This is a genomic window from Streptomyces sp. NPDC092045, from assembly GCF_044756005.1.
Classification (GTDB): Bacteria; Actinomycetota; Actinomycetes; order Streptomycetales; family Streptomycetaceae; genus Streptomyces.
Genome location: NZ_JBIVSC010000012.1, coordinates 66,484 through 79,751 on the forward strand (window position 1 = coordinate 66,484; position 13,268 = coordinate 79,751).

At 73.5% G+C, this 13,268-nt stretch carries 12 protein-coding genes; 4 read left to right on the forward strand and 8 right to left on the reverse strand.

Annotation, left to right across the window (positions count from 1 at the left end; all coding sequences use genetic code 11):
* Positions 1 to 95: 95 nt before the first annotated feature.
* Both ACIQKA_RS24345 and dacB read right to left on the reverse strand, forming a co-directional pair.
* Positions 96 to 1,235, reverse strand: a complete 1,140-nt coding sequence (locus ACIQKA_RS24345; protein ID WP_383152588.1) for a zinc-dependent metalloprotease — start codon at positions 1,233 to 1,235, stop codon at positions 96 to 98.
* Positions 1,236 to 1,451: 216 nt separating this feature from the next.
* Positions 1,452 to 2,906, reverse strand: coding sequence for a D-alanyl-D-alanine carboxypeptidase/D-alanyl-D-alanine-endopeptidase (dacB, locus tag ACIQKA_RS24350; protein ID WP_402542377.1), 1,455 nt, complete (start codon positions 2,904 to 2,906; stop codon positions 1,452 to 1,454).
* A gap of 102 nt (positions 2,907 to 3,008) precedes the next feature.
* On the opposite strand from dacB, the gene ACIQKA_RS24355 reads away from it, so the two are divergent.
* On the forward strand, positions 3,009 to 3,500 hold the full coding sequence (locus ACIQKA_RS24355) for an inorganic diphosphatase (RefSeq protein WP_024758444.1): 492 nt from the start codon (positions 3,009 to 3,011) through the stop codon (positions 3,498 to 3,500).
* 167 nt (positions 3,501 to 3,667) lie between these two features.
* Positions 3,668 to 5,365: a threonine/serine exporter ThrE family protein gene (locus ACIQKA_RS24360; RefSeq protein ID WP_383430996.1), complete on the forward strand. Its 1,698-nt coding sequence runs from the start codon at positions 3,668 to 3,670 to the stop codon at positions 5,363 to 5,365.
* Positions 5,366 to 5,428: 63 nt separating this feature from the next.
* Here the strand turns inward: ACIQKA_RS24360 and ACIQKA_RS24365 are convergent, their stop codons facing one another.
* Positions 5,429 to 6,127, reverse strand: coding sequence for a DedA family protein (locus ACIQKA_RS24365; protein WP_383152591.1), 699 nt, complete (start codon positions 6,125 to 6,127; stop codon positions 5,429 to 5,431).
* A gap of 151 nt (positions 6,128 to 6,278) precedes the next feature.
* On the opposite strand from ACIQKA_RS24365, the gene ACIQKA_RS24370 reads away from it, so the two are divergent.
* Both ACIQKA_RS24370 and ACIQKA_RS24375 read left to right on the forward strand, forming a co-directional pair.
* A complete protein-coding gene (locus tag ACIQKA_RS24370; RefSeq protein WP_383152602.1) occupies positions 6,279 to 6,647 on the forward strand; it encodes a YbjQ family protein in 369 nt (122 codons plus the stop codon).
* A gap of 490 nt (positions 6,648 to 7,137) precedes the next feature.
* Positions 7,138 to 8,427, forward strand: a complete 1,290-nt coding sequence (locus ACIQKA_RS24375; RefSeq protein WP_383152592.1) for an ion channel protein — start codon at positions 7,138 to 7,140, stop codon at positions 8,425 to 8,427.
* Positions 8,428 to 8,529: 102 nt separating this feature from the next.
* On the opposite strand, the gene ACIQKA_RS24380 is transcribed toward ACIQKA_RS24375, so the two are convergent.
* From ACIQKA_RS24380 to ACIQKA_RS24400, 5 genes are all read right to left on the reverse strand, one after another.
* Positions 8,530 to 9,294: an ABC transporter permease gene (locus ACIQKA_RS24380; RefSeq protein ID WP_383152593.1), complete on the reverse strand. Its 765-nt coding sequence runs from the start codon at positions 9,292 to 9,294 to the stop codon at positions 8,530 to 8,532.
* Positions 9,291 to 10,253, reverse strand: coding sequence for an ATP-binding cassette domain-containing protein (locus ACIQKA_RS24385; protein WP_383152594.1), 963 nt, complete (start codon positions 10,251 to 10,253; stop codon positions 9,291 to 9,293). Before ACIQKA_RS24385 ends, ACIQKA_RS24380 begins: the two co-directional genes overlap by 4 nt.
* Positions 10,254 to 10,437: 184 nt before the next feature.
* On the reverse strand, positions 10,438 to 11,052 hold the full coding sequence (locus ACIQKA_RS24390) for a PadR family transcriptional regulator (protein ID WP_383152595.1): 615 nt from the start codon (positions 11,050 to 11,052) through the stop codon (positions 10,438 to 10,440).
* Positions 11,053 to 11,096: 44 nt separating this feature from the next.
* The gene (locus ACIQKA_RS24395; RefSeq protein WP_383152596.1) at positions 11,097 to 11,645 is read right to left on the reverse strand and encodes a DinB family protein; all 549 of its coding nucleotides are present in this window, start codon (positions 11,643 to 11,645) and stop codon (positions 11,097 to 11,099) included.
* Between the two features lie 157 nt (positions 11,646 to 11,802).
* Positions 11,803 to 13,260, reverse strand: a complete 1,458-nt coding sequence (locus tag ACIQKA_RS24400; RefSeq protein ID WP_383152597.1) for an aldehyde dehydrogenase family protein — start codon at positions 13,258 to 13,260, stop codon at positions 11,803 to 11,805.
* Positions 13,261 to 13,268 lie beyond the last annotated feature (8 nt).

Sequence of the window (13,268 nt, forward strand, 5' to 3'; positions counted from 1 at the left end):
CGAGCATTGCACGCCTCACCCCGTGCCCAGGGTCCCTCGGACGGGTGATTGGCGGAGTGTCCGCCGGTGTTCCCGCGCCGTCCGCCCCACCCGTCTCAGGAGTCTGCCCTACGGTGCACCCTCGCGATCCAGTCGGCGGGGGCGGCGATCTCGCTCTTGGTGGGGAGCGTGTTGGGGGAGGTCCAGACGCGGTTGAAGCCGTCCATGCCGACCTGGTCGACGACGGCGCGGACGAAGCGCTCGCCGTCGCGGTACTGGCGGAGCTTGGCGTCGAGGCCGAGGAGCTTGCGGAGGGCGAGGTCGAGGCGGGAGGCGCCGCGGGCGCGGCGGGCCTGGAACTTCTCGCGGATCTCGGCGACGGAGGGGACGACCTGGGGGCCGACGCCGTCCATGACGTAGTCGGCGTGTCCTTCGAGGAGGGACATGACGGCGGTGAGCCGGCCGAGGATCTCGCGCTGTTCGGGGGACTGGACGAGCTCGACGAGGGAGGGGGCGGGTTCGCCCTCCTCTCCTTCGGGGCGTCCGCCGACGAGGGTCTGGGCGGCTTCGCGGAGGCGTTCGACGAAGGTGCCGGGGTCGACGTCGGTGGCGGCGAGGAACGACTGGATTTCGCCCTGGAGGTGGTCGCGGAGCCAGGGGACGGCGGTGAACTGGGTGCGGTGGGTCTCCTCGTGGAGGCAGACCCAGAGCCGGAAGTCGTGCGGGGAGACTTCGAGTTCGCGCTCGACGTGGACGATGTTGGGCGCGACGAGGAGGAGGCGTCCGCCGCCGTTCGCCCCGGCGGGGAGGTCGCGGGTGGCGGGGGCGAAGGTCTCGTACTGGCCGAGGATGCGGGAGGCGAGGAAGGACAGGAGCATGCCGAGCTCGACGCCGGTGACCTTGCCGCCGACGGCGCCGAGGACGGCGCTGCCGGGGACGGCGGAGCGGCGTTCCTGCATCTTGCCGAGGAGCGGCGTGAGGAGTTCGCGGAAGCCGGCGACGTTGGCCCTGATCCAGCCCGCGCGGTCGACGACGAGGACGGGGGTGTCGGGGGGTTCGTGGCCCTCGGGGATCATCCGGGTGTACGCGCGGACGTGTTCTTCCGAGGCCTTGGCGTGCCTGCGGAGTTCGGCGACGACCTCGCGGGCCTCGTCGCGGCTGACTTCGGGTCCGGGCCGCACGAGGCGGGTCGCGGTCGCGACCGCGAGGTTCCAGTCGACCATCCCGGCTGTGCCTGCTCCACCGATGCTCGTCATGTGTCAACCGTACGGTCTCGGGACCCGTTCGGTGTGTGTTCGGTGCGGACGGGCGCCGGGGGGGGGCGTCTTGTCGGTCGGGCCGGACCGGGGAGCGGTGTCCGGTGCCGTGCGTCGCGGGGCGGAGGAGGGGGGCGGCGCGGAGCGTCGGCGAGTGACGACGCCGCGGGGTGCGGTGCCGGACACCGCGGGCCCGGCGTGATCGGCGAGGCCCCCTTAGGGGCGGTCCTGTCCGGCGAGGGCGGCGGAGAGCCGGTCGAGGGCGGGCTGGGCCCGGTGCGGGGAGGGGGTGCGGCCGGCGAGGAAGGCGAAGGCGAGGAGGCGTCCGTCGGGGGTGGCGACGGTGCCGGCGAGGGTGTTGACGCCGGTGAGGGTGCCGGTCTTGGCGCGGACGAGTCCGGCTCCGGCGGGGGCGGTGTCGAAGCGGTCGGCGAGGGTGCCGGTGAAGCCGCCGACGGGGAGGCCGGTGAGGAGGGGGCGGAGGGCGGGGCGGGCGGGGTCGGCCGCCCGGGTGAGGAGGCCGGTGAGGAGGGCGGCGGAGACGCGGTCGTTCCGGTCGAGGCCGCTGCCGTCGGCGAAGCGGGTTCCGGCGACGGGGAGGCCGAGGGCGGCGAGTTCGGCGCGGACGGCCTTTCCGGCGCCGTCGAAGCTCGCGGGGAGCTCGCGGGCGAGGGCGGTCTGGCGGGCGAGGGCTTCGGCGAGGTCGTTGTCGCTGTGGGTCAGGGTGCGTTCGACGAGGTCGGCGAGGGGGGCGGAGTGGGTGCGGGCGAGGGGTGCGGTCCCGGGGGCGCGGCCGGGGGCCGGGGCGCCGGTGACCGTGACGCCGGCGCGGGCGAGGAGGGCGGCGAAGGCGGTGGCGGTGTCGCGGGCGGGGTCGGCGCTGCGGGGCGCGGGGCCGCTGTGGCCGGAGTCGAGGCGTCCGGCGCGGGTCATGAGGGCGGTGACGGGGGCGATGTTCTCGTTGGGGCCGATGGGGTGGACGCCGGGGCCGGTGTAGAGGCTCGTGTCGTAGGCGAGGCGCACGGAGGTGTGGCCGCGGGCCTTGAGGGCGCGGGCGGTGTCGGCGGCGAGGGCGCCGAGGCGGTTGTCGTCGAGGGTGGGGTCGCCGCCGCCGGTGAGGGTGACGGTCTTCCCGTCGGGGGCGGCGGCCGTGGTGGTGGCGATGCGGTGGTCGGGGCCGAGGGCGGAGAGGGCGGCCGCGGCGGTGGCGATCTTGACGGTGGAGGCGGGGGTCATGGGGGTGGTGGCGCCCTCGCCGTAGAGCTGCTTCCCGGTGGCGGTGTCGACGACGGAGGCGGTGCGCAGGGGGCCGAGGCCGGGGTCGGCGAGGAGGGGGACGAGGACGGCGGCGAGGTCGGCGGGCCGCCGGCCGGGGTCTCCGGCGACGGTTCCGGCGGAGGGGCCCGTGGAGGGGTCCGTGGAGGGTCCGGCGGGGCGCAGGGCGGTGAGGACGCCGGGGGCGCTGGGGGCGGGCGCGGGGCGGTGGGGGGCGGCGGGGGCCGGGGGCGGGGCGTGACGCGTACCACCCGCCGCGGGGGCGGCGGCGCGGGCCCGCTCGGCCGTACGCTGGCCCGAGTCCCACGGGCCGGCCGCGGTCACCGCCGCGACGGCCAGGGCCAGACCGAGGGCGGCGGAGCCCGCCGTGAGCTGCCAGGTCCTCGGCTCGGGCATTGCTGACCAGCCCCTTTCGCGATCACACACGTGCGTGAGGGACACTTAACCACCGCGCTTCGTCGCGAGCATTCACTTGTGTTGATTCAGGAGGAGCCACCCGTGGAGTTCGACGTTCTCATCGAGATCCCCAAGGGATCGCGGAACAAGTACGAGGTCGACCACGAGACCGGTCGCATCCGTCTGGACCGTCGCCTCTTCACGTCGACGGCCTACCCGACCGACTACGGCTACGTGGAGAACACCCTCGGCGAGGACGGCGACCCGCTGGACGCGCTCGTCATCCTCGACGAGCCCACCTTCCCGGGCTGCCTGATCAAGTGCCGCGCCATCGGCATGTTCCGCATGACGGACGAGGCGGGCGGCGACGACAAGCTGCTGTGCGTCCCGGCCACCGACCCGCGCATGGAGCACCTGCGGGACATCCACCACGTGGCGGAGTTCGACCGCCTGGAGATCCAGCACTTCTTCGAGGTCTACAAGGACCTGGAGCCCGGCAAGTCGGTCGAGGGCGCCGACTGGGTCGGCCGCGCCGAGGCCGAGGAAGAGATCGAGAAGTCGTACGCGCGTGCCAAGGAGCAGGGCGGCCACTGAGCCGGTTCCGGCCCCGCCGGTCCCGAGCGCGTGAAGGGCGGCGCACCCCCCGGGGTGCGCCGCCCTTCGCGTGTCCGTCGCGGCCCCTTCACACGCCCGTCGCACGCGCGGAGTGCGCACGCCCATACTGGAAGCGACGATTCCCCCAGGGAGAGCGAGGCGGCAGAGTGGTGGCGGAGCCGGGCGGCTCGATGGACGTGCGGTACGAAGGGGCCGAGGGGGCTCCGGAGGACCGGAAACCGCAGTCGGACGAGGCGCGGAGCGCGTTCGTACCGCCGGCCGGGGTGGAGCGGCCCGCGCCACCGGAGGAGGAGCACCCGACCTCCGAGTTCGCCCTGCCGTCGGGGCTGCGGACGGAGTCCGGGCCGGAGCCGGAGGGTTCGGCGTTCGCTCCCCCCGCCACGTACTCGGCGAAGAACTCGCCGCCCGCCTTCACGCCGGCGTACGGGGTGCCGCTGGTGCGGCTGGCGCGGGACGCGCCGTGGCAGGACCGGATGCGGACCATGCTGCGGCTTCCGGTGGGCGAGCGGCCGGTGCCGGAGGCGCCGCGCAAGGAGGACGAGTCGGGGCCGTCGGTGCCGCGCGTCCTCGACCTGACCCTGCGCATCGGCGAGCTGCTGCTCGCGGGCGGGGAGGGCGCGGAGGACGTCGAGGCGGCGATGTTCGCGATCTGCCGTTCGTACGGGCTCGACCGGTGCGAGCCGACGGTGACGTTCACGCTGCTCTCGGTCACGTACCAGCCGTCGCTGGTGGACGACCCGGTGACGGCGAACCGGACGGTGCGCCGCCGGGGCACGGACTACACGCGGCTCGCGGCGGTGTACCAGCTGATCGCGGACATCAGCGCGCCGGACCACGACGAGCAGGCGCACGAGGTGACGCCGGAGGAGGCGTACCGGCGGCTGGCGGAGATCCGGCGGAACCGGCACCCGTATCCGGGCTGGGCGCTGACGACGGCGGCGGGGGTGCTCGCGGGGGCGGCGTCGGTGCTGCTGGGCGGCGGTCCGACGGTGTTCTTCGTGGCGGCGCTGGGCGCGGTGCTCGGGGACCGGCTCGCGTGGCTGTGCGCGGGGCGGGGGCTGCCGGAGTTCTACCAGTTCCTGGTGGCGGCGATGCCCCCGGCGGCGATGGGGGTGCTCCTGACGCTGCTGCACGCGGACCTGCGCCCGTCGGCGGTGATCACCGGCGGGCTGTTCGCGCTGATCCCGGGGCGGGCGCTCGTGGCGGCCGTGCAGGACGGCCTGACCGGCTTCTACATCACGGCCTCGGCGCGGCTCCTGGAGGTCGCGTACTTCTTCGTGGCGATCGTGGTGGGCGTGCTGTCGGTGCTGTACCTGGCGGTGCAGTTCGACGCGCAGCTGAATCCCGAGGGGGCGCTGCGGGCGGTGGAGCGGCCCGTGGTGCAGACCCTGGCGTCGATGGTGCTGTCCGCGACCTTCGCGATCCTGTTGCAGCAGTCGCGGGCGACGGTGCTGTTCGCGACGCTGAACGGCGGGGTGGCGTGGGTGGTGTACGCGTCGATCGCGGTGACCGCGGAGGGGTCGGCGGTGATGGCGACGGCCGCGGCGGCGGGGCTCGTGGGGCTCTTCGGGCAGTTGGTCGCCCGGTACCACCACACCTCGTCGCTGCCGTACGTGACGGCGGCGATCGGGCCGCTGCTGCCCGGTTCGGCGACGTACTTCGGGGTGCTCGCGATCGCCCAGCACAATCTGGACCAGGGGTTCGCGTCGCTGGCGAAGGCGGCGGCGCTGGCCCTGGCGATCGCGATCGGCGTGAACCTGGGGAGCGAGCTGGCCCGCCTGTTCATGCGGGCCCCCGGTGCGGCGGCGGCCCGGCGGGCCGCGAAGCGCACCAGGGGCTTCTAGCGTCGTTCTTCCTCCGGAGCGTTTCTCCGGGGCGGGTTTCTCCGGGGCGCCGCTCCGGGGGTCCTACCGCTTGGCGTGGCGGCCCCGGGAGCCCTGCTGGGGTTCGGCGCCGCCGTGGTCGCCCTCGGCGGCGCGGGCCTTCTTGGACTGCGAGCGGGCCCGGAGGTACTCGATGACGATCGGGACCACGGAGATCAGGACGATCGCGATGAGGATCATCTCGATGTGCTCGTGCACGAAGTCGATCTTGCCGAGGGAGGCGCCGAGGAGGGTCACGCCGGCGCCCCACAGCACGCCGCCGATGATGTTGAACGTGATGAACGAGCGGTAGTTCATCCGGCTGACGCCCGCGATGATCGGCGTGAACGTCCGGACGATCGGGACGAAGCGGGCCAGGATCAGGGACTTCGGGCCGTGCTTCTCGAAGAACTCGTGCGCCTTCTCGACGTTCTCCTGCTTGAACAGCTTGGAGTCGGGGCGCTTGAAGAGGGCGGGTCCGACCTTGCGGCCGAAGAGGTAGCCGACCTGGTCGCCGATGATCGCGGCGGCCACGATCAGGGTGCAGACCAGCCAGAGCGGGGTGTCGAGCTTCCCGGTGGTGACGAGCAGACCTGTGGTGAAGAGAAGCGAGTCACCGGGCAGGAAGAACCCGATGAGGAGACCGGACTCGGCGAAGACGATCACCAGGACACCGATCAGACCAAAGGTCTGGATCAGATAGTCCGGGTCCAGCCAGCTCGGTCCGAGGGCAAGCGTGTTCACGGGTTCCGGGCTCCTGCGGTCGGTGGGGGCTTGGGGACGGGCTGCCCCAAGCTATCAACGTGGGGCGCACGCCCCCGGTTCCACCCGGGTCCCCACGGGATGCGGAAGGGTCCCGCGGGGCAGAAAGTGAGGAATCAGGAGGTGTATGCCGATGGGCATCGAGGAGTACGGGGGCGGCCAGGGGCCGCATCCCGAAGTGCTGGTCGTGACGACGAACGACATCCCCGGCCACGAGGTCCGGCAGGTGATCGGTGAGGTCTTCGGGCTCACCGTGCGCTCCCGGCACCTGGGCAGCCAGATCGGCGCGGGGCTGAAGTCGATGATCGGCGGGGAGCTGAAGGGCCTGACGAAGACCCTGGTGGAGACCCGCAACCAGGCGATGGAACGCCTGGTGGAGCAGGCACGGGCGCGCGGCGCGAACGCGGTGCTCGCGTTCCGCTTCGACGTCACGGAGGCGGCGGACGTCGGCACGGAGGTCTGCGCGTACGGCACGGCGGTGGTGATCGCGCCCCGGACGTGACGGGAGCGGGCGGATCCCGGGGCCCGGACGCGGATTCCCGCGTGCGGGCCTCCGGCGTGAGCGGGGCGGGCCTCCGGCGTGAGCGGGGTGGGCCTCCGGCGTGAGCGGTGCGGATCTTCGGCGTGAGCGGGGCGGGCCTCCGGCGTGAGCGGAGTGGGCGGGCGTCGTGCCGGAGGTGCGCGCCCACGGCCCGGCGGTGGTGCCCGTACGGGGCTCCGGAGGCGCCGACGGAAGCACGGCCCGCCCGTACGGGGCCCGGAGGCGCTGAAGGGAGCGCGGCCCGGTGCCCCTACGGGCCCCCGGAGCGCCGGCAGGGTCCGGCCGTGGTGTTCGCACGGGCCTCGGAGTTCTGGCGAGGGTCCCCGGCCGTGCCGTTCGCACGGGGCCTCGGAGTCCCGGCGAGGGTCCCCGGCCGTGCCGTTCGCGCGGGCTCCGGGTGGTTCGGCCTGACCTAGGGGTTTCGCGGCTTTTGCTCCCCTAGGGTGGGCCCGTGCCCACCGATCACGCCCCGGCCGCGCCGTCCCCCTCCGCCGACGAGGCCCCGCTGCGGGTCCTGCTGCCGCAGATCCTGCCCGCGCTCGTGGTCGGGGCCGGGTCGGGGCTGCTGTTCCTGGGGATCAGCGCCCTCTCGGAGGAGCTCAAGCACGTGCTCTGGGAGGACCTGCCCGACGCCCTCGGGATCGGCGGGTACTCCTCCCTCTGGATGATCGCCGTGCTCACCGCGACCGGCGTCGCCGTGGGCCTGGTCGTGTGGAAGGTGCCCGGGCACGCCGGTCCCGATCCGGCGACCACCGGGCTCGGCGGGGCGCCGCTCCCCGCCGGGACGGTGCCGGGGCTGCTGCTCGCCGGCACCCTCGCGCTCGCCGGCGGGGTCAGCCTCGGCCCCGAGAACCCGATCATCGCCTCCAACATCGCGCTCGCGTACTGGCTGGGCCGCAGGGCCGCGCCCGCCGTGCCGGGCATCGCCTGGGTGACGCTCGCCTCGGCCGCCACGATCGGCGCCCTCTTCGGCACCCCGGTCGCGGCCGCGCTCGTCATCTCCGAGGCCCTGGCCGGGCACCCGGGCCCCGGCTCCCTCTGGGACCGCCTGTTCGCCCCGCTGCTCGCGGCCGGCACCGGCGCCATGACCACCCAGCTGCTGGCCGAGCCCACCTTCGCCCTGGGGCTGCCGCCGCTGGCCGACCCCGGCTGGGGGGACCTCCTCGCGGCCCTGGTGATCGCCTCCGTCGCGGCCCTCTTCGGCCTCGCCGCCTGCGCCCTCTTCCCGTACGTCCACGCCGCCTTCCGGCGGCTGCGGCACCCCCTGCTGATGCTGCCGCTCGGCGGGCTCGTCCTCGGCCTCCTGGGGGCCCTCGGCGGGCACCTGACCCTCTTCAAGGGCATGGAGGAGATCAAGGAGCTCACGGCGAACATCGGCGGCTGGTCCTCGGGCGAGCTGGCGAAGCTGGCCGTGGTCAAGCTCGTCGCCCTGCTCGTCGCCGCCTCCTGCGGCTTCCGGGGCGGCCGGATCTTCCCCGCCGTCTTCATCGGCGCCGCCTTCGGCCTGCTCGCCCAGGCCCTCGTCCCCGAGGTCCATCCGGCCGTCGCCGTCTCCTCCGCCGTCCTCGGGGTCCTGCTCGCCACCACCCGGCAGGGCTGGATCAGCCTCTTCGTCGGCGCCGTCCTCGCCTCCTCCCCCGCCGTGCTGGCCCTGCTCTGCCTGGCCTCGCTGCCCGCCTGGCTGATCGTCACCGGCCGCCCGCAGCTCGAACTCGACGAGGACGGGCGGTCGCTGAAGTAGCGCCGCCCGTCCCGCCTCCCGGGGCCCCGTCCCGCCTGCCGGGGCCCCGTCCCGCCTCTCGGGTCGCCCGTCCCGCCTCCCGGGCCGGTCGGCCCCTTCCCGCTACTTCCCGAGCCGGCCGAACTTCCGCACCGCGAGCGGGAAGAAGACCGCGAGGAGCACCAGCGGCCAGACCACCGCCGCCGTCACGTGCCCCGGCTCGCCGCCCGGGTTGCCGAAGAGTTCGCGGACCGCCGTCGCGGTCGCCGACATGGGGTTCCACTCCACGACCGCGCCGAGCCAGCCCGGCATCGAGTCGGGCGAGGCGAAGGCGTTGGAGAGGAAGCCGAAGGGCCAGACGAGGATCTGGACCGCCTGCACCAGCTCCGCCCGGCCCGCGACCAGGGCCAGGAAGATCCCGATCCACAGCATCGCGAAGCGCAGCAGGAGCAGCAGCCCCATCGCCCCCAGGAAGGCCCCGAAGCCGCCGTTCGCCCGCCAGCCGATCGCGTGTCCGACGCCCGTCATCAGGAGCAGTCCCACCGCCGACTGGAGCATGTCCGCCGACGCGCGTCCGACCAGGACAGCGCCGTCGGTCATCGGCATCGCCCGGAAGCGGTCGACCACGCCCTTGTTGAGGTCCTGCGTGACCGCCGTCATGGTGCCTTCGAGGCCGAAGACCATGGTCAGGGCCAGCATGCCGGGCACCAGGTAGTCGACGTAGTCGCCGTCGACGGCCCGCCCGCCGCCGACCAGGTAGCCGAACATCAGGAGCATCATCACCGGGAAGACGAGCCCGACCAGGACCTGCACCGGCTGCCGGGCCCAGTGGGCCAGTTCGCGGCGGGTCATCGTCCAGCAGTCGCTCACCACGTACGCGGCGCTCATGCCGCCACCTCCTTCTCACGGGCCGTGCCGTCCGCCGTCAGGTGCAGGAACACCTCGTCGAGGGTCGGGCGCCGCAGGGCGATGTCCTCCGCCTCGATCCCGGCCGCCCCGAGGGCCCGCACGGTCTCGGTGAGCGAGGCCATCCGGTCGGCCACGGGGGCGCTGAGCAGCCGCCGGTCGGCGTCCACGGCCACCTCGGCGCGGGCCGCCGGGAGGAGGTCCGCCGCCTCGTCGAGCCTGCGGGCGTCCCGTACGACCACGTCGATCCGGTCCGCGCCCACGCGGGCCTTCAGTTCGTCGGCGGTGCCGTCGGCGACGACCCGCCCCCGGTCCACGACCGAGATCCGGTCGGCGAGCTGGTCGGCCTCCTCCAGGTACTGCGTGGTGAGCAGGACCGTGGTGCCGCCGCCGACCAGCGAGCGCACCGAGTCCCAGACCTCGGCGCGTCCGCGCGGGTCGAGTCCGGTGGTCGGCTCGTCGAGGAACAGCACCTCGGGGTCGGTGATCAGCGACGCCGCCAGGTCGAGCCGGCGCCGCATGCCGCCGCTGTACTGGCGGACGGGCTTGCGCCCGGTGTCGGTGAGGCCGAAGCGCTCCAGGAGCTCGTCGGCGCGGGTCCCGGCGCGCCGGGCGCCCAGGTGGTGGAGCCTGCCGAACATCTCCAGGTTCTGCCGGCCGCCCAGCTCCTCGTCCAGGGCCGCGTGCTGGCCGAGGAGCCCGATCCGCCGCCGCACCTCGCGGGCCCCGGTCCGCACGTCGTGCCCGGCGACGCGGACCAGGCCCTCGTCGTGCCGGAGCAGGGTCGCCAGGATCCGCACCGTCGTGGTCTTGCCCGCGCCGTTGGGGCCGAGGAGCCCGTGGACGGTGCCGCGCCCGACGGCGAGGTCGAGCCCGTCCAGGGCGTCCTTGTCCCCGTACCGCTTCCGCGCGCCCTCCACGCGGATCACTTCCGTGGTCATCCGTTTCCTCCCGAGCCTTCCGAAAAAGGCGTAGTCAAACTTGACCAGCCACCACCGACGGAGCACGGTATGCCCTCGCGAACGATTGGTCAAACTTGATTAGTCAATTCTTCCGGGCCGTTCCGTCCCGGCTGCGCCCTCAGAGGGCGGGGATCGCCGGATCGCGGGAGCCGCCGGACCCCGCTCAGCCCGCGTACGGGTCCTTCTCGCCCTCCGCGAGCACCCCCACGAACGGGTCGCCCTCGCCCGCGAACACGTACGCCCCGCCCTCGATCCGCTCGATCAGGCCGAGCGTCCACTCCTTGCCCGCGTCGGCCGAGCCGACCCACATGTGCATGATCTCGCCGATGTGCCCGAGCTGCCCCGGGCCGCCCTCCGGCGTGTAGTAGTCGGTGACCGCCGCCCGCCACTCGTCGAGCGCCCGCACCCGCCGGCGCAGCAGCTCCACCGCCTCCGCGCGGGGCAGGTCGACCATGAAGCCGATGCCCGCCGACAGCACGTCCACCTTCTGGTCGTAGGTGGTCAGCGCCTCGCGGAGCAGCGCGAAGTACTCCTCGGTGCCGGCGTCCGTCAGCTCGTACTCGACGCGGGGCGGGCCGCCGACCGCGCTCGGCGCGACCTCGTGCGCGCGCAGCAGTCCCTGCTTCGCCATCTGCTTCAGCGCGTGGTAGATCGAGCCGGGTTTGGCGTGCGACCACTCGTGCGCGCCCCAGTACTCCAGGTCGTTGCGCACCTGGTAGCCGTGGGCGCGGCCGTGCTGCCGCACCGCGCCCAGGACGAGAAGACGGATGGCCGACATCCCACGTACCTCCTGGTCGATCCCGACCAGGGTACGCGCGGCGATCACCGCCCCGCCGCCTCCGCCTCGGCCGCGATCAGCTCGAAGGAGCCCTTGCCGTCGATGCTCTCGCGGATGATGTCGGCGTGGCCGGCGTGCCGCCCCATCTCCTGGACGAGGTGGAGCACCATCCAGCGGACCGTGACCCGCCCGTCCTTGGGGAACCAGGGCGCCTCCGGCAGCGGGAAGGTCTCGTCCAGGCCGGGCACCGAGCGGACGAAGTCCTCGGTCTGCTCGGCCACGTCCGCCCAGAACGCCAGGATCTCCGGGATCGTCTCGCCGTCCACGAGCCGGAAGCCCTCGCCCCAGGTGTCCTGCGTCCGCTGCTTCTCGTTGGGCCGCCGCTGCGCGAGCCGGAGCCAGTTGAGCTCGACCTCGGCGACGTGCTTGAGCAGTCCGGACAGGCTCAGTTCGCTGGCGCTGGGGGTGCTCGCCGCCTGCTCCTCGGTCAGGCCGAGGACGGTGCGGCGCAGCGCGGCGCGCTGGGCCTCCACGAAGTCGAGGAGCGTGCCGCGCTCGTCGCCGGGGGTTCCTGCGGGAACGAGAGCAACCATGACGTCCGCCTTCCGTATGTGGTCCGTGCCGGGTTGTTCCGACACAGACCACGCTACGGAGGCTTGCGGACAGTTACGGTCCTCAATCGCCCCCGGGCCGGAGCCGGATCGGATCCGGATCGGGGCCGGCCCGGGTTCGGTCCGGATCCGGCCCGGATCAGAAGGGGAAGCGGCTGCGGCCGTGCTGGATCGAGATCCACTTCTGGGTGGTGAACGCGTCCACCATCGAGTCGCCGTTGAGCCGCCCGACGCCCGACTGCTTCTCGCCGCCGAAGGGGACGATCGGCTCGTCGTGCACGGTGCCGTCGTTGATGTGGATCATGCCGGTGTGGACGCGCCTGGCGAGCCGCACGCCCCGCTCGACGTCGCCGGTGTGGACGGCGCCGCTGAGCCCGTACGGGGTGTCGTTGGCGATCCGCACGGCCTCCTCCTCGCCGTCGAAGGGCACGATCAGGGCGACCGGGCCGAAGATCTCCTGGCTCAGGACCGGGGAGTCGGCGGCGAGGCCGGTGAGGACGGACGGGGAGACGAGGTTGCCGTCGACCGCGCCGTGCAGCAGGGCGGTGGCGCCGGCGGCGACCGTCTGGTCGACCAGGGACGAGACGGACTCGGCCTGCTGGGAGTTGATGAGCGGGCCGATGTGGGTGGCCGGGTCGGCCGGGTCGCCGACGCGCAGGGTCTTCACCTTGGCCACGAACTTCTCGGTGAACTCCGCCTCCAGGCTGCGGTCCACCAGGATGCGGTTGGCGGCCATGCAGACCTGGCCCTGGTGGACGAAGCGGCTGAAGACGGCCGCGTCGACCGCGTAGTCGACGTCGGCGTCGTCGAGGACGATCAGGGCGCTGTTGCCGCCGAGTTCGAGGACGGCGTGCTTGAAGTTCTGGGCGCAGACCGTGGCGACGTGCCGGCCGACCTTGTCGGAGCCGGTGAAGGAGATGACCTTCGGGACCGGGTGGGTCAGGAGCGCGTCGCCGATCTCGGCGATGTCGGTGACGACGACGTTCAGCAGGCCGGCCGGGAGCCCGGCCTCCTCCAGGACCTTGGCGACGAGGGTGCCGCCGCAGATCGGGGTGTTCTGGTGCGGCTTGAGGACGACCGCGTTGCCGAGCGCGAGGGCGGGCGCCACGGACTTGAGCGAGAGGAGGAAGGGGAAGTTGAAGGGGGAGATGACGCCGACGACGCCGACCGGGACGCGGTAGACGCGGTTCTCCTTGCCGTCGACCGGGGACGGCAGGATGCGGCCCTCGGGGCGCAGCGCGAGCTGGACCGCCTCGCGCAGGAACTCCTTGGCGAGGTGCAGCTCGAAGGCCGCCTTGAGGCGGGTGCCGCCCAGCTCGGCGACGATCGTCCCGGCTATCTCCTCCTCGCGGTCCTCGACGATCCGCAGCGCGCGCTCGAAGACGAGCCGGCGGGTGTACGGGTTGGTCTCGGCCCACGCGGCCTGGGCGCGCTCGGCGGCCCGGTAGGCGCGGTCGACCTCGCCGACGGTGGCGACGGTGATCGAGGCGAGCTTCTCCCCGGTGTACGGGTTGAAGTCGATGATGTCCCACGAGCCACTGCCCGGCTTCCACTCGCCGTCGATGTACTGGTGGGCCAGGTCGGTGAAGTGCGACATGGTGGAGA